Source organism: Novosphingobium sp. EMRT-2, assembly GCF_005145025.1.
GTDB lineage: Bacteria > Pseudomonadota > Alphaproteobacteria > Sphingomonadales > Sphingomonadaceae > Novosphingobium.
The window spans coordinates 810,440-824,769 of the sequence record NZ_CP039695.1 but is presented as its reverse complement, the minus strand read 5'-3'; the positions used below and the strand labels follow the sequence as shown (position 1 = coordinate 824,769).

Below are 14,330 nucleotides of genomic sequence, written 5' to 3'. Positions count from 1 at the left end.
TCGAGCTGTCGTTGCGTCTTACAATTATAACGAAGCACGAACGCGACCCATTTGCCCCAACCGGGCAAACAAGGCCAGCCTTCGTTCGCGCAAACGTTCTTTTTCCGCTTCGGTTTCGGGGGTAAGTTCGGCCTGATAGCGCCGATTGGCCTCTTCCAGCGCCGATTCCACCTCCGGAAGCTCCACCAGAAGCGCAATCGCGTCGGCCAATTCCCCGGCGCTGCCTTCCCGCTTCGCGAGAAAGCCGAATCGAATCTCACCAAAATCCGTTGCGGTCGGCGTGCGCAGACGCCGCTCCTGCAATATGGTCCGGATATGTTCGCTTTCAAGAGCGGCGCCCGATGGGCCGGGCGAATCGGCCAGCACCAGCAAGGCATCGAGCGTGGCCGCCATGTCCGCTTCCGCCGGATGCAGTCGCGCGAGGCTTTCGGCATGGGCCGCGATAAGATCGGGCTGCTCGACCAGCCCGGCGATCACGGCGGCGATCAGCCGGTCGCGCGTGCCCACCCGCTGTTGCAGGCGGTTCGCCTGTTCGGCGGGCAAGGGCGGCGGCGCGGGTTTCCACGGCTGCCCTTTGCCGCGCGGTGCGGGGCCGCCGCCCTGGCGGGGCTGGAACGGCGCGCGTTCCTTGCGGGCGAAGGCGAGTTCGCCGAACCGCTCGTTGAGATCGCGGCGGTAGAGCGCTTTGATGTCCGGGTGCTGGATGGTGTCGCAATGCGCCATCAGCCGCGCCTTCAGCCCGGCCTTGTCCTCGGGCGTCGTCAGCGGCAGGGCATCGCGTTCGGCGGCCCACAGCACGTCGATCAGGCTCCGTGCCTCGCCCAGCAGGGCTTCCATCGCCTGCGGCCCGTCGCGCTTGACCACGTCGTCCGGGTCCATGCCGCCGGGCAGGGTAACGATGCGCAGGCTTTGGCCGGGGCGGAGCAGGGGCAGGGCGCGGGTGATCGCCCGCATCGCCGCGCGTTGCCCCGCGGCATCGCCATCGAAGCACAGCGTCGGGCATTCGACCACGCGCCACAGCCGTTCTATCTGGCGTTCCGTTAGCGCGGTGCCCAGCGGCGCGACCGCCTCGGTGATCCCCGCCGCCGCCAGCGCCACCACGTCCATGTAGCCTTCGACGACGACGATCCGCCCGGCATTGCGCGCGGCCGGCGCGGCGCGATGCAGGTTGTAAACCGTGCGGCCCTTGTCGAACAGCGGCGTGTCGGGCGAATTGAGGTACTTGGGCGCGTCTGTCTTTTCGGCGCTGAGGATGCGCCCGCCAAACGCGATTACCCGCCCGCGCGGATCGAGGATCGGCAGCATCAGCCGTCCCCGGAACCGGTCATAGGGATCGCGGCCATCCACCACGATGCGCAGGCCGGCCTCGATCAGCATGGCATCGGGAAAGGCGGAAAGCGCCTCCTTCAGCGCGGTGCGGCTGTCCGGCGCGAAGCCGAAGCCGAAATCGCGCACGATCCGTTCGGGAAACCCGCGCGAAGCGAGATAGCGCCGCGCGTCCGCGCCACGCTCCTCGTGCAGGCTGCGCACGAAGAAATCCTGCGCCGCCGCCATCACGTCGTGCAGCGATTTCTGCTGCTCCGCGCGCTGCGCCATGCGCGGATCGGGTGCGGGCACTTCCATGCCGGCCTCAACCGCCAGCTCCTTCACCGCATCCATGAAGGGCAGGCCCTGGTGATCGGTCATCCAGCGGATCACGTCCCCGTGCGCACCGCAGCCGAAGCAGTGGTAGAAGCCCTTTTCGTCGTTGATCGTGAAGCTGGGCGTCTTTTCGTTATGGAACGGACAGCACGCCTTGAACTCCCGCCCCGCCTTCTGCACGCGCACCGTCCGCCCGATCACGCCCGAAAGCGAAATGCGGGCGCGCAACTCGTCCAGCCATTGCGGGGATAGGCTCATGCAGCGCCTCCGCCCCGACGGGGGCGAGTCCACAAACTCCCCTCCTGCCTGCGGGAGGGGGCGGGAGGGCAGTTTTGTGTCACCCCGCCAGCGCCGCCTTCACCAGCCCGCTGGCCTTGCCCATGTCGAGCTGGCTGCCGTGCTTCGCCTTGAGCGCGGCCACCACCTTGCCCATGTCCTTCATGCCGACCGCGCCGGTTTCGGCGATGATCGCGGAGATCGCGGCCTTCGCGTCATCGTCGCTCATCTGCGCGGGGAGGAATTCCTCGATCACCACGAGTTCGGCCTTCTCCACCTCGGCCAGTTCTTGCCGGCCGCCCTGTTCGTAGAGCGTGATCGATTCGCGGCGCTGCTTGGCCATCTTCTGCAGCACGTCGACCACGACCACGTCGTCGTCGGGGATGGAAGCGGCGGTGCGCAGTTCGATGTCCTTGTCCTTCAGCTTGGCAAGGATGAGGCGGACGGCGGCAAGACGGGCCTTGTCGCCCGCCTTCATGGCCGAAACCTGCGCGGCCTTGATCGAGTCGCGGATCATGGTGTGTATACGTTTCCTGTGGATGGTCGCCGCAAGCCGGCGGAAGAAACGCATGTAGGACAAACTTTCTCAATCCGCTAGGTTGACGGTGCGGCGCGGCAGGTCTAGCGGGCGAGCCTTAGCGACATCGTCAGAACCCTTGCCAACGGAGCGCCCCACATCATGGCCGACCCCGCACTTTCGCACGCGCCTCAACCAGAAGGCGCGACGGGAGTCCTCGTGCTTGCGGATGGATCGGTCGCGTGGGGACGAGGCTTCGGCGCGGTCGGCTCGGCCGTGGGCGAGGTGTGCTTCAACACCGCGATGACCGGTTATCAGGAAGTGATGACCGATCCGTCCTACGCGGCGCAGATCGTCACCTTCACGTTCCCGCACATCGGCAATGTCGGCACCAATGCCGAGGACATGGAAAGCCATGACGTGCCCGGCGCCGTCGGCTGTGTGGTGCGCGAGGACGTGACCGCGCCCGCCAGCTTCCGTGCGCAGGGCACGTTCCCCGCGTGGATGGAAAAGCATGGCAAGATCGGCCTTGCCGGGATCGACACCCGCGCGCTGACCCGCCGCATTCGCCTGTCTGGCGCCCCCAACGCGGTGATCGCGCACGATCCCAAGGGGCAGTTCGATATCGAAGCGCTGCTGGAAAAGGCGCGCAACTGGCCGGGTCTTGAAGGCATGGACCTTGCCCGCATCGTCACGCGCGACGGGCAGGAGGAATGGCAGGGTTCGGTCTGGCGGCTGGGGCAGGGCTATGGCCGCTCCCCGCACGACAAGCGCCCGCACGTCGTCGCCATGGACTTCGGCGCGAAGGACAACATCTTCCGCAATCTGGTGAAGGCCGGCGCGGGGGTGACGGTGGTGCCGGCGGAAACCTCGCTCGAAACGATTCTGGCGCTCAATCCCGATGGCGTGTTCCTCTCGAATGGCCCTGGCGATCCGGCGGCGACCGGCGCCTATGCCGTGCCCGTGATCCAGGCGCTGCTGGAGCGCGACGTGCCGATCTTCGGCATCTGCCTTGGTCACCAGATGCTGGGGCTGGCCGCCGGCGCGAAGACGGTGAAGATGCACCAGGGCCACCGCGGCGCGAACCACCCGGTCAAGCGGCTGGAGCAGGGCGTGGTGGAGATCACCAGCATGAACCACGGCTTCGCGGTGGACAACGCCAGCCTGCCGGCGAACGTGATCGAAACCCACGTTTCGCTGTTCGACGGATCGAACTGCGGCATCGCCATCGCGGGCAAGAAGGCGTTCGGCGTGCAATACCACCCGGAAGCATCGCCGGGGCCGCAGGACAGCTTCTACCTGTTCGAGAAGTTCGTGGGGATGCTGGGATGAACGTTACCGCCTTCGCCCCCTCTCACCCTTCAGGGGGAGAGGGTTGGGGAGAGGGGGCTTTCCGGATCCCGCCCCAGAGCCATCAGGATCGTCCGCGCGACGCCTTCGGGATTGGTCATGACTTCCGTGTTGGTGAACCGGAGCACCCGGTAGCCGCGCGCCTCCAGGTCGGCCGTTCGCCGCGCGTCGTATGCGGTGTTCGAACCGTGGGTTTCCCCGTCGATCTCGATGACCAGCCGTTCCGAGCGCGCGGCGAAGTCGGCGATATACGGCGCAAGCACGACCTGTCGCTGAAACTTGAAGCCGAGACGACCGGCGCGAACGATCTGCCACAGCCGGCGTTCCGGCTCGGTCATCTCGCGCCGCAATTCCCGCGCCCGGGTTCGCGTGCCCTCGTGCCGCTTCATCGTATCGCAGCCCCCTCTCCCAACCCTCTCCCCCTGAAGGGTGAGAGGGCTTCAATACAATAAGGCCCTCGCATGCCCAAACGCACTGACATCTCCTCGATCCTGATCATCGGCGCAGGGCCGATCGTCATCGGCCAGGCTTGCGAGTTCGACTATTCGGGCACGCAGGCGGTGAAGGCGCTCAAGGAAGAGGGCTATCGCATCGTCCTGGTCAATTCGAACCCGGCCACGATCATGACCGATCCCGAGATGGCGGACGCGACTTATGTCGAGCCGATCACGCCGGCGATCGTCGCCAAGATCATCGAGAAGGAGCGCCCCGACGCGATCCTGCCGACGATGGGCGGGCAGACCGCGCTGAACACCGCGCTGGCGCTGGCGCAGGACGGCACACTCGCAAAGTTCGGCGTGACCATGATCGGCGCCAATGCCGAAGCGATCGACAAGGCCGAGGATCGCCAGAAGTTCCGCGACGCGATGGACAAGATCGGCCTCGAATCCGCGCGTTCGGGCGTGGCGCACACGGTGGACGAGGCGCTGGCGGTGCTGGAGACGACCGGGCTGCCCTCGATCATCCGTCCCAGCTTCACGCTGGGCGGCACCGGCGGCGGCATCGCCTACAACCGGGAAGAGTTCGTCAAGATCGTGCGCGGCGGGCTGGAAGCCAGCCCGACCACCGAGGTGCTGATCGAGGAATCGCTGCTCGGCTGGAAAGAGTACGAGATGGAAGTCGTCCGCGACCGGAACGACAACGCCATCATCATCTGCTCGATCGAGAACGTCGATCCGATGGGCGTCCACACCGGGGATTCGATCACCGTCGCCCCGGCGCTGACGCTGACCGACAAGGAATACCAGATCATGCGCAACGCATCGATCGCGGTGCTTCGTGAAATCGGCGTGGAAACAGGCGGTTCGAACGTGCAGTTCGCGGTCAACCCGAAGGATGGCCGCCTGATCGTGATCGAGATGAACCCGCGCGTGTCGCGGTCCTCGGCGCTGGCCTCCAAGGCCACGGGCTTCCCCATCGCCAAGGTCGCGGCCAAGTTGGCCGTGGGCTATACGCTGGACGAGATCGTCAACGACATCACCGGTGCCACGCCGGCCTCGTTCGAACCGACGATCGACTACGTCGTCACCAAGATCCCGCGCTTCGCGTTCGAGAAGTTCAAGGGCGCCGAACCGCTGCTGGGCACCGCGATGAAGTCCGTGGGTGAAGTGATGGCGATCGGCCGCAACTTCAAGGAATCGCTGCAGAAGGCGCTGCGCGGGCTGGAAACCGGGCTGGACGGCTTCAACCGCGTGGTCGCGCTGGAAGGCGCGGACCGCGACGAGATCAACGCCGTGCTCTCGCGCGCCACGCCCGAGCGCCTGCTGGCGGTGGGCCAGGCCTTCCGCGAAGGCTTTTCGGTGGACGACATCCATGCCGTCACCAAGTACGAGCCGTGGTTCCTGCGCCACATCGAGGAAATCATCGCCGAGGAAAAGGCGATCCTGGAAAACGGACTGCCGGTGGATGCGGCGGGCATGCGCCGGCTGAAGGCCATGGGCTTTTCGGACAAGCGCCTCGCCACGCTGGCGGTGCGCTCGGTCCATGTCGCGGGCGGCATGGCGGAAACCCAGGCCAAGCGTTCGGGCCTGCTGCACGATGCGCTGCGCGCCATGGCGGGGGCCACCAGCGAGGACGAGGTGCGCAAGTTGCGCCACCGGCTGGGCGTGCGCCCGGTGTTCAAGCGCATCGATAGCTGCGCGGCCGAATTCGAGGCGGTGACGCCTTACATGTATTCGACCTACGAAGGCGGCCTGTTCGGTGAGCCCGAGAACGAGGCGGCGCCTTCGGACCGCAAGAAGATCGTGATCCTCGGCGGCGGCCCGAACCGCATCGGGCAGGGCATCGAGTTCGACTATTGCTGCTGCCATGCCTGCTTCGCGCTGGAAGACGCCGGGTTCGAGACCATCATGGTCAACTGCAACCCCGAAACCGTCTCGACCGACTACGACACGTCCGACCGCCTCTACTTCGAGCCGCTCACGGCCGAGGACGTGCTGGAGATTCTCGAAGTCGAAAAGGCGAACGGCGAACTTGTCGGAGTGATTGTGCAGTTCGGCGGGCAGACGCCGCTCAAGCTGGCGCAGGCGCTGGAAGACGCCGGCATCCCGATCCTCGGCACCTCGCCCGACGCGATTGACCTGGCCGAAGACCGCGAACGCTTCGCCGCGCTGGTCGAGAAGCTGGGCCTCAAGCAGCCCGCCAACGGCCTGGCGCGCAGCCGCGACGAGGCGGTCGCGGTGGCTTCGCGCATCGGTTATCCGGTGCTGATGCGCCCGTCCTACGTGCTGGGCGGCCGCGCCATGGAAATCGTCGACAGCCAGGCGCAGCTCGATGATTACATCGCCACCGCCGTGCAGGTTTCGGGCGACAGCCCGGTGCTGATCGACCAGTACCTGCGCGATGCGATCGAATGCGATGTCGATGCGCTGGCCGATGGCGAAGAGGTGACCGTGGCCGGCGTGATGCAGCACATCGAGGAAGCCGGTATCCATTCGGGCGACAGCGCCTGCACCCTGCCGCCCTACAGCCTGCCCGATGACGTCGTGCAGGAAATGGAGCGCCAGGCAGTGCTGCTGGCCAAGGCGCTGGGCGTGCGCGGGCTGATGAACATCCAGTTCGCGGTGAAGGACGGCGAAGTTTACCTGATCGAGGTGAACCCGCGCGCCAGCCGCACGGTGCCGTTCGTGGCCAAGGCGATCGGCCAGCCCATCGCCAAGTTCGCGGCGCGGATCATGGCGGGCGAGACGCTGGCCGACTTGCCGGCGATCCGGCGCGAGGTCGATCACATGGCGGTGAAGGAAGCGGTGTTCCCGTTCGCGCGCTTCCCCGGCGTCGATCCGGTGCTTTCGCCCGAGATGAAGTCCACCGGCGAAGTCATGGGAATCGATGCGAATTTCCCGGTTGCGTTCGCCAAGGCGCAATTGGGCGCGGGCGTCAGCCTGCCGCGGGGCGGCACGCTGTTCGTCTCGGTCAAGGATGGCGACAAGGCGATGGTGCTGCCGGCGGTGAAGAAGCTGTCGGGGCTGGGCTTCCACATCGTAGCGACCGGTGGCACCGCGCGTTACCTCGCCGATGCCGGCGTCTCGGTCGAACGGATCAACAAGGTTGCCGAGGGCCGTCCGCATATCGTGGACCGGATCATCGACGGCGATATCGCATTGATTTTCAACACGACCGAAGGCTGGCAGAGCCACAAGGACTCGCAATCGATCCGTGGCTCGGCGCTGTCGGGCAAGGTGCCCTATTTCACGACGGCCGCTGCGTCGGTCGCCGCGGCCGCCGCGATCGAGGCGCTGCAAAGCGCCGACCTTGCGGTTCGTCCGTTGCAGGATTATTATAGCTGAGCTTCCACGTGTTCCCCAGCATCGCGGCGGTGAAAGCCCGGACGGTCGATTGATACGGCGTCCGGTTGGGGACGGTTATCCCCGGTTGCCGTAGCGTCACGCCGCGGCAGGCGGGGAACGAAAGGAAAGAGAAGACGGATGGCAAGTGTGGAAAAGCTGCCGATGCTGGCCGAAGGCTATGAAAAGCTGACTGCCGAGCTGAAAGCGCTGCGCGAGGAGCGGCCGAAGATCGTTGACGCGATCGAAGAAGCGCGCGCCCACGGCGATCTTTCCGAAAACGCCGAATACCATGCCGCCAAGGAGCGGCAGGGCCAGGTCGAAGCCTCTATCGCCGATCTGGAAGACAAGATCAGCCGCGCGCAGATCATCGATCCCACCAGCCTTTCGGGCGATCGCATCGTGTTCGGCGCCACCGTGACGCTGCTCGACGATGCCGACAAGCCCGTGCGTTACCAGATCGTGGGGCAGGCCGAAGCGGATGCCAAGGTGGGCCGCATCAGCTACAATTCGCCGCTGGGCCGCGCGCTAATCGGGCGCAAGGTGGAAGACGAGGTCGAGGTGACGGTGCCGTCGGGCGACAAGTTCTACGTCGTCGAAAAGATCGAATTCATCTGAGATTCTGGGCGTAACACCCTGTCTCACAACCCGTCATCCCAGCGAAAGCTGGGATCTCGTGAGGTTGGACCGAGCCTTTCGGATGTTCCCCCGCATCGGGCTTAGATCCCAGCTTTCGCTGGGATGACGGGTGGATCATACAAAAAAGGCCCCGGATCGCTCCGGGGCCTTTTTTGTATGGCCTGGCTTCAGGCCTTGGGCAGTTCCGGTTCGAGCAGCCGGTGCAGGTGAACGATCACATAGCGCATTTCCGCGTCGTCCACGGTGCGCTGCGCGGCAGCGCGCCAGGCCTCTTCGGCGCTGTGATAGTCGGGGAACACCCCCACGACGTCGATCTTGTTGAGGTCGACGAATTCGAGGCCCTGCGGGTCCTTGACCCGCCCGCCCATTACAAGGTGCAGCTTCTGCATGGCAGCCTTTTCCATTGGGGAGGAAACGTGCGTGCCACTGACAAAATGATGAGGCGATGGCAAGTGCGACGAATGGCTTATTCGCGCCCTTGTTGGGTTATTTGCGCAATCTGGTCGCAATTTCGATAAGGCGGCGCAGCGCGGTTTCCCCGGCCTCGCGCGCGGAGGACACGGCCACATCGGTCAGATCGACCGCCCGCTTGCGCGCTTCCTCGCCACCTTCCGCGATCTTGCCGCCCACGGAACCGCCGATGTCCTCTAGCCGGGCCACGCCCTCGCGCCCGGCTTCGGCGGCGCGGGTGGCATAGGCTGTCGCGATTTCGGCACCCAGCGCGGCTAGTGCCACGGCGCGCTTGCCCAGGCGCGAATCCACGACCTCCTTCGCCGCCGAACGGCGCTTCGGCCACGCGCGGGCGACGAGCGCGCCCAGCAGAATTCCGCCCGCCAGCATGGCGACGGGATGCTCGTCGACCAGCGTCTTCACGGTCTTTGCCGGACTGGAAGCCGCTACCCGCGCCTTTGCCGACTCGATCTTCTCGCGCACGGCGGCGTTGGGATCGAGTTCACCGGTTTCGATCTCGTCTTTCACATCATTCTCCTTGCGCCATGCCGGCCAGCCAGCGTCCCGCGATGCGGGACAAGGGCGCACGCAATAGCCATCCCGCAACGGCCGCGATCGTCAGGCCGACAACAGCCTTGTTTTCGCTGGCGATATCGCGGGCCATGTCGATCGTTTCAACGATTTCGTCCGCGGCATGTTCCCGGATGCGACGGCCTATCGGCTTCTCCGCCAGCCCGTCGCGCAGGGCGGCAACGTCGCCGCGCACCAGTTGCCAGGCTTCCTCGCGCAACAGGCGCGCCTCTTCGAGAACGGCGGAGTCCCGGTGCTCGCTCATGAACCCGCATCCTTGCCGAGCAGGGCGGCCCGCGCCTTGCGAAAGCGGCGGACGGCGGTGGCGAAGCACAGGGCGGCAAGCCCGCCCAGGCCCAGTCCGACGACTGCCAGCGCGCCCCACGGGGTCAGCAGCGGTGTCAGCGCCAGCAACAGGCCAACCACCAGCGCCACCAGCGTAAAGAACGCGAAGGCGAGGGCCAGCAGCAGCAGCGCGACGATACCCTTGGCGCGGCCCCAGCCATAGGCGGCACGCGCACGGGCGTAGGCCATTTCCGCTTCGATCAGCGTCTGGCCGTCATCGATAAGCGCACGCAGGGTTCCGGTCAGCGAAGCATCGGCCTCGCTGGCCGAAAACCCGGCGCCAGGTTCATGCGGGGGAGGGGACGACATCCGTCGTTCGGACGATGCGCGCTTCTGCCCTTACGCGTCCCCGTCGCCAGACCCGCGCACCAGCCGCGCCAGCAGGAAGCCCGCGACGGCAGCGATGCCGATCGCGGTGGCCGGGCTCTTGCGAACGAATTCCTTCACATCGTTGCCGAGTTCGGAAACATCCTTCGATTCGAGCTTGGCGGCCGTTTCCTGAATGCTGCGCGCAGCGGAACGGGCATAATCGCCGTATTGCACGCCCAGCTTTTCATCGATCGTGCCGGCAGTATCGGAAATGGTCTTGCCCAGCACGGTCAGGGCGTCGCTCGCCTTGCTCTTGCCGTCGGTCGCAAGCGAGATAGCTTTTTCCTTGGCCTGCCCGGCATAGACCTTGGCGTCTTCACTCCAGTCGCCGGCCTTTTCGGTCACGGTGGCCTTGTAGGCGGCTCCGCGCTCAAGGGCCTCGTCCTTCAGTTTTTCGGCGCTGGCCTTGGCGTCTTCAACGGCCTTGCTGAAGCGCGACTTGCCGGTTTCCGCAGCGGCGGCCGCTTCTTCAACGGCGTCGGTCACGGTTTCCGCCACATCGGCGGCTGTGGTAGTGCCCTTGGCGGTGGTTTTGGCCATTTTGCTGTCTTCCTTCGAACTGTCAGGCCCGGCAGGCCTCGCGATAACGACTAGCGCATCCGGGACCATAGGGCAAAGCGCCTACGAATTCACGGCGGGCGGCCCCGCTGCAATGCACCAACGCGGGTTGCGCCCGCCGGTTCCAGCCGATAGGAGCCGGCGCCAACGGCGATGTCCAGCATCTTTTCGCCCATTTTCAGGGAGCCAGCCATGACCGCGATCATTGACATCCACGCCCGCGAAATTCTCGATAGCCGTGGCAACCCGACTGTCGAAGTCGATGTCCTGCTCGAAGACGGCAGCTTTGGCCGCGCCGCGGTTCCCTCGGGCGCCTCGACCGGCGCGCACGAAGCCGTAGAATTGCGCGATGGCGACACGGGGCGCTACCTCGGCAAGGGCGTGATGAAGGCGGTGACCGCCGTCAACAGCGAGATTTCCGAAGCGCTGATCGGCCTTGACGCCGAAGACCAGCGCGACATCGACCTGGCCATGATCGCGCTCGACGGCACCGAGAACAAGGGCCGCATCGGCGCCAACGCCATTCTCGGCACCAGCCTGGCCGTGGCCAAGGCCGCAGCCGACGCGCGCGGCCTGCCGCTCTATTCCTACGTTGGCGGCGTTGCGGCGCATGTCCTGCCCGTGCCGATGATGAACATCATCAACGGTGGCGAACACGCGGATAACCCGATCGATTTCCAGGAATTCATGATCATGCCGGTCGGCGCGCCGACGCTGGCCGAAGCCGTGCGCTGGGGCGCGGAAGTCTTCCACACGCTGAAGAAGGGCCTGCACGAAAAGGGCCTGGCGACGGCGGTGGGCGACGAAGGCGGCTTCGCGCCCAACCTGGCCAGCACGCGCGACGCGCTCGATTTCGTGATGGCCTCGATCGAGAAGGCCGGGTTCAAGCCGGGCGAGGACATGGCGCTGGCGCTCGACTGCGCCTCGACCGAGTTCTTCCGCAACGGCAAGTACGAGATCAGCGGCGAAGGCCTGTCGCTCTCGCCAGAAGCCTTCTCAGACTATCTCGCGGCGCTGTGCGATGCCTATCCGATCCGCTCGATCGAGGATGGCATGAGTGAGGACGATTTCGAGGGCTGGGCCGCGCTCACCGCGAAAGTCGGCAAGCGCGTCCAGCTCGTGGGCGATGACCTGTTCGTGACCAACCCGAAGCGCCTTGAAATGGGCATTGGCAAGGGGTTGGCCAATTCGCTGCTGGTCAAGGTCAACCAGATCGGCACGCTGACCGAAACGCTCGAAGCCGTCTCGATCGCGCAGCGCAACGGCTACACGGCCGTGATGTCGCACCGCTCGGGTGAAACCGAGGACGCGACGATCGCGGACCTCGCCGTCGCCACCAACTGCGGCCAGATCAAGACCGGTTCGCTCGCCCGGTCCGACCGGCTCGCCAAGTACAACCAGCTCATCCGGATCGAGGAAGAGCTGGGCGCCTCGGCGAAGTACGCGGGCAAGGGCGCGTTCGGCCGGCTTTCAGCCTGATCCGGTCCTTCCGGGGCGAACCGGCTGACGGTTCAGGCAAAAGGCCGGGGCGCAGGCGCGCTCCGGCCTTTTGCTTTTGCCGGCCGGGCATCGCTTGTTAATCGGTCGCTTAAATTCCGCTTCACAACCGCTGCTCTCTCTGCCAGCTTGGCGGTGGGAGAGAAGAGCATGGTCGATTTTCCGAGGAAGCCCGCCGAAGTCGATGCGGGATGGCTGGAGGCGCGCCTGCGCGAAAGCGGCGTGCTGCGCGATGCCCGCGTTACCGACATGGCGTGGGTGCCGATCGGCACCGGCCAGGTCGGCGATACCGCGCGCTTCACGCTGACCTATGACCGGGAAGGCGCGGGGCCGGCCACGGTGGCGGGCAAGTTCGCCTCCGCCGACCAAACCAGCCGGGGCACGGCCGCGACACTGCAGCTCTACACCAAGGAAGTGACGTTCTACCGCGAGGTGGCGGGATTGCTGGATGCCAGAGTCCCTCGCACCTTTGCCGCGGAAGTGGATGAGAACGGGCAGGAATTTGTCCTTCTGTTCGAGGATCTGGCGCCCGAGCGTGGTGGCAACCAGTTGCTCGGCTGCAGTATCGACGACGCGCGCGCCGCTATTCGCCAGGCGGCGGCGATCCACGCCCCCAGCCGCAACCACCCCGCCATCTTGGGCCAGCCCTGCTTCCAGCCCCAACCGGCGCTGACCGGGCAGATGGCCGCGCTCTATCCGCAGGCCCATGCCGTGTTCCGGGAACGCTATGACGGGCAGTTGGCGCCCGAGCTCATGCGGATTTGCGACGAACTCAATGACCTGATCGGCGGCTGGTTCGGCCGCGTGCTACCCGATCCGGGTCTCGTTCACGGCGATTTCCGGCTCGACAACATGCTGTTCGGTGTGGGTAACGGGGCCGAGCCGATCGCGATCGTGGACTGGCAGACGACCGGGATCGGCTGCGGCCTGACCGACGTGGGCTATTTCATGGGATGCGGCATCGGCAGCGCCTTGCGCCGCCCGCACGAGGACGAACTGCTCGACCTCTATTGCGCCGAGATGAGCCGGCGCGGCGTACCCACCACGCGTGAGGCGATCTGGACGCGCTATCGCCTTGGGGCGCTCCACGGCGTGTCCACGGCGGTGTTCAGCGCCGCGTTCGTGGTGCGGACCCCGCGCGGCGACGAGAATTTCCTGTCGATGGCAACCGGCGCCTGCGAACTGGCGCTCGACCACGACAGCATCGGCGCGCTGCGCCACTTCCTGGAGACCGGAGCATGCTGACCAAGGGCGATGACTTTCCGCTGCACCAGACGCCCGAGCCCGTCGCCTATGCGGGCACGGACCGGAATTTCTACGATCGCTATTTCTTCAATGGCTATGCGCCGGACGGCTCAGGCTTCTTTGCGGTGGCCTTCGGCATCTATCCGCACCTGAACGTGGCGGATGCCCATTTTTCGTATATCCGCAATGGTATCCAGCACTGTCTTCATGCGTCACGTGAACTGAATATGGAACGGTTCGACCTGACGGTCGGGCCGATCTCGATCGAGGTGGTCGAGCCGCTGCGCAAGCTGGTGGTGCGCGTCAACGGTGAGGGGATCGCCGCCGAGCTGGCCTTCACCGGCCGTGCCTTTCCCATCGAGGAGCCGCGCTTCACGTTCCGCATCGGGCCGCGCGCGTTCATGGATTACACGCGGCTGACGCAGAACGGGCATTACGAGGGCTGGGTGGAAGTGGATGGCGCGCGTGAGGCGCTGCACCCGCAGACGGCCGGCACGCGCGACCGCAGCTGGGGCGTGCGTCCGGTGGGCAGCAGCGATACGCAGCCGTTTGGGCACGGCGTGGTTCCGTCGTTCTTCTGGCAATGGACGCCGATCAACCTGCCCGATCGCAGCCTGTTCTACCATATCAACGCGGATATGCACGGCGCGCCGTGGAACACGCGGGCGGTGATCGCGCCGGACGGTGCCGGCGCGCACGATCACTACGAAACGCCTTCCGCGACCATGGCATCGCCCCTGGCATCGGGCACGCGCTGGCCGGCTTCGGGCAGTCTCGATATCACAACGCCGGAGGGGCCGCTGACGGTGTCGTTCGAGGCGCTGGTGCGGTTCCAGATGCGCGGGATCGGCTATACCTCGCCCAAATGGGGGCACGGGCTGTACCACGGACCGCTGGAGGTCGAGCGCGAGGACATCGACCTCGCAACTTGCGATCCAGCCCGGCCGGACAACTTCCACGTCCAGATCGTGTCCAGGGTGACGACCAGCACCGGCGAGGAAGGCGTGGGCGTGTTCGAGCAACTCGTCCTTGGTCCTTACGGGCCAATGGGGTTGCAAGGCATGGACGTGGCCTGAAGCCGGCAAGGGGCC

At 65.9% G+C, this 14,330-nt stretch carries 15 protein-coding genes; 6 read left to right on the top strand and 9 right to left on the bottom strand.

The window, feature by feature from the left end; all coding sequences use genetic code 11:
• Positions 1-24: 24 nt before the first annotated feature.
• Both dnaG and FA702_RS04100 read right to left on the bottom strand, forming a co-directional pair.
• Positions 25-1,899, bottom strand: a complete 1,875-nt coding sequence (dnaG, locus tag FA702_RS04105) for a DNA primase (RefSeq protein ID WP_136955148.1) — start codon at positions 1,897-1,899, stop codon at positions 25-27.
• Between the two features lie 79 nt (positions 1,900-1,978).
• On the bottom strand, positions 1,979-2,434 hold the full coding sequence (locus FA702_RS04100; protein ID WP_136955147.1) for a GatB/YqeY domain-containing protein: 456 nt from the start codon (positions 2,432-2,434) through the stop codon (positions 1,979-1,981).
• A 162-nt stretch (positions 2,435-2,596) separates the two neighbouring features.
• Between FA702_RS04100 and carA the strand changes: the two genes are divergently transcribed.
• Positions 2,597-3,766 (top strand): glutamine-hydrolyzing carbamoyl-phosphate synthase small subunit, encoded by a 1,170-nt coding sequence (gene carA / locus FA702_RS04095; protein ID WP_136955146.1) that lies wholly within the window; start codon positions 2,597-2,599, stop codon positions 3,764-3,766.
• Positions 3,767-3,795: 29 nt separating this feature from the next.
• On the opposite strand, the gene FA702_RS04090 is transcribed toward carA, so the two are convergent.
• Positions 3,796-4,173: an endonuclease domain-containing protein gene (locus tag FA702_RS04090; protein ID WP_136955145.1), complete on the bottom strand. Its 378-nt coding sequence runs from the start codon at positions 4,171-4,173 to the stop codon at positions 3,796-3,798.
• Between the two features lie 72 nt (positions 4,174-4,245).
• On the opposite strand from FA702_RS04090, the gene carB reads away from it, so the two are divergent.
• Complete coding sequence (gene carB, locus FA702_RS04085) at positions 4,246-7,569, top strand: carbamoyl-phosphate synthase large subunit (RefSeq protein ID WP_136955144.1); 3,324 nt, start codon at positions 4,246-4,248, stop codon at positions 7,567-7,569.
• A gap of 138 nt (positions 7,570-7,707) precedes the next feature.
• On the top strand, positions 7,708-8,184 hold the full coding sequence (gene greA, locus FA702_RS04080) for a transcription elongation factor GreA (RefSeq protein ID WP_124808810.1): 477 nt from the start codon (positions 7,708-7,710) through the stop codon (positions 8,182-8,184).
• 188 nt (positions 8,185-8,372) lie between these two features.
• Here greA and FA702_RS04075 read toward each other — a convergent pair whose 3' ends face one another.
• The 6 genes from FA702_RS04075 to FA702_RS23105 all read right to left on the bottom strand — a co-directional run bounded on the left by FA702_RS04075 (position 8,373) and on the right by FA702_RS23105 (position 10,691).
• Entirely contained in the window at positions 8,373-8,594 is a 222-nt protein-coding gene (locus tag FA702_RS04075) for a DUF4170 domain-containing protein (protein ID WP_124808811.1), read from the bottom strand.
• Positions 8,595-8,691: 97 nt separating this feature from the next.
• A complete protein-coding gene (locus FA702_RS04070) occupies positions 8,692-9,183 on the bottom strand; it encodes a hypothetical protein (protein ID WP_136955143.1) in 492 nt (163 codons plus the stop codon).
• A 1-nt stretch (position 9,184) separates the two neighbouring features.
• The gene (locus FA702_RS04065) at positions 9,185-9,490 is read right to left on the bottom strand and encodes a hypothetical protein (RefSeq protein WP_136955142.1); all 306 of its coding nucleotides are present in this window, start codon (positions 9,488-9,490) and stop codon (positions 9,185-9,187) included.
• Complete coding sequence (locus FA702_RS04060; RefSeq protein ID WP_136955141.1) at positions 9,487-9,879, bottom strand: phage holin family protein; 393 nt, start codon at positions 9,877-9,879, stop codon at positions 9,487-9,489. The genes FA702_RS04065 and FA702_RS04060 overlap by 4 nt, the downstream gene beginning before the upstream one ends.
• A 30-nt stretch (positions 9,880-9,909) precedes the next feature.
• On the bottom strand, positions 9,910-10,479 hold the full coding sequence (locus FA702_RS04055; RefSeq protein ID WP_255504706.1) for a hypothetical protein: 570 nt from the start codon (positions 10,477-10,479) through the stop codon (positions 9,910-9,912).
• Between the two features lie 89 nt (positions 10,480-10,568).
• On the bottom strand, positions 10,569-10,691 hold the full coding sequence (locus FA702_RS23105; RefSeq protein ID WP_255504705.1) for a hypothetical protein: 123 nt from the start codon (positions 10,689-10,691) through the stop codon (positions 10,569-10,571).
• On the opposite strand from FA702_RS23105, the gene eno reads away from it, so the two are divergent.
• The 3 genes from eno (at position 10,690) to FA702_RS04040 (ending at position 14,315) form a co-directional block, all read left to right on the top strand.
• Positions 10,690-11,976, top strand: a complete 1,287-nt coding sequence (gene eno / locus FA702_RS04050) for a phosphopyruvate hydratase (protein WP_136955140.1) — start codon at positions 10,690-10,692, stop codon at positions 11,974-11,976. The genes FA702_RS23105 and eno overlap by 2 nt on opposite strands.
• A gap of 168 nt (positions 11,977-12,144) precedes the next feature.
• Entirely contained in the window at positions 12,145-13,239 is a 1,095-nt protein-coding gene (locus FA702_RS04045; RefSeq protein WP_136955139.1) for a phosphotransferase, read from the top strand.
• Positions 13,233-14,315 carry a hypothetical protein gene (locus tag FA702_RS04040; protein WP_136955138.1) on the top strand — a complete coding sequence of 361 codons (1,083 nt, stop codon included), beginning with the start codon at positions 13,233-13,235 and terminating at the stop codon, positions 14,313-14,315. The genes FA702_RS04045 and FA702_RS04040 overlap by 7 nt, the downstream gene beginning before the upstream one ends.
• Positions 14,316-14,330: the final 15 nt, after the last annotated feature.

Excerpts from the sequence above, each read along its gene's own strand:
- dnaG (WP_136955148.1), bottom strand. The coding sequence starts at position 1,899 with ATGAGCCTATCCCCGCAATGGCTGGACGAGTTGCGCGCCCGCATTTCG.
- FA702_RS04100 (WP_136955147.1), bottom strand. The coding sequence starts at position 2,434 with ATGATCCGCGACTCGATCAAGGCCGCGCAGGTTTCGGCCATGAAGGCG.
- carA (WP_136955146.1), top strand. The coding sequence starts at position 2,597 with ATGGCCGACCCCGCACTTTCGCACGCGCCTCAACCAGAAGGCGCGACG.
- FA702_RS04090 (WP_136955145.1), bottom strand. The coding sequence starts at position 4,173 with ATGAAGCGGCACGAGGGCACGCGAACCCGGGCGCGGGAATTGCGGCGC.
- carB (WP_136955144.1), top strand. The coding sequence starts at position 4,246 with ATGCCCAAACGCACTGACATCTCCTCGATCCTGATCATCGGCGCAGGG.
- greA (WP_124808810.1), top strand. The coding sequence starts at position 7,708 with ATGGCAAGTGTGGAAAAGCTGCCGATGCTGGCCGAAGGCTATGAAAAG.
- FA702_RS04075 (WP_124808811.1), bottom strand. The coding sequence starts at position 8,594 with ATGCAGAAGCTGCACCTTGTAATGGGCGGGCGGGTCAAGGACCCGCAG.
- FA702_RS04065 (WP_136955142.1), bottom strand. The coding sequence starts at position 9,490 with ATGAGCGAGCACCGGGACTCCGCCGTTCTCGAAGAGGCGCGCCTGTTG.
- FA702_RS04060 (WP_136955141.1), bottom strand. The coding sequence starts at position 9,879 with ATGTCGTCCCCTCCCCCGCATGAACCTGGCGCCGGGTTTTCGGCCAGC.
- FA702_RS04055 (WP_255504706.1), bottom strand. The coding sequence starts at position 10,479 with ATGGCCAAAACCACCGCCAAGGGCACTACCACAGCCGCCGATGTGGCG.
- eno (WP_136955140.1), top strand. The coding sequence starts at position 10,690 with ATGACCGCGATCATTGACATCCACGCCCGCGAAATTCTCGATAGCCGT.
- FA702_RS23105 (WP_255504705.1), bottom strand. The coding sequence starts at position 10,691 with ATGGCTGGCTCCCTGAAAATGGGCGAAAAGATGCTGGACATCGCCGTT.
- FA702_RS04045 (WP_136955139.1), top strand. The coding sequence starts at position 12,145 with ATGGTCGATTTTCCGAGGAAGCCCGCCGAAGTCGATGCGGGATGGCTG.
- FA702_RS04040 (WP_136955138.1), top strand. The coding sequence starts at position 13,233 with ATGCTGACCAAGGGCGATGACTTTCCGCTGCACCAGACGCCCGAGCCC.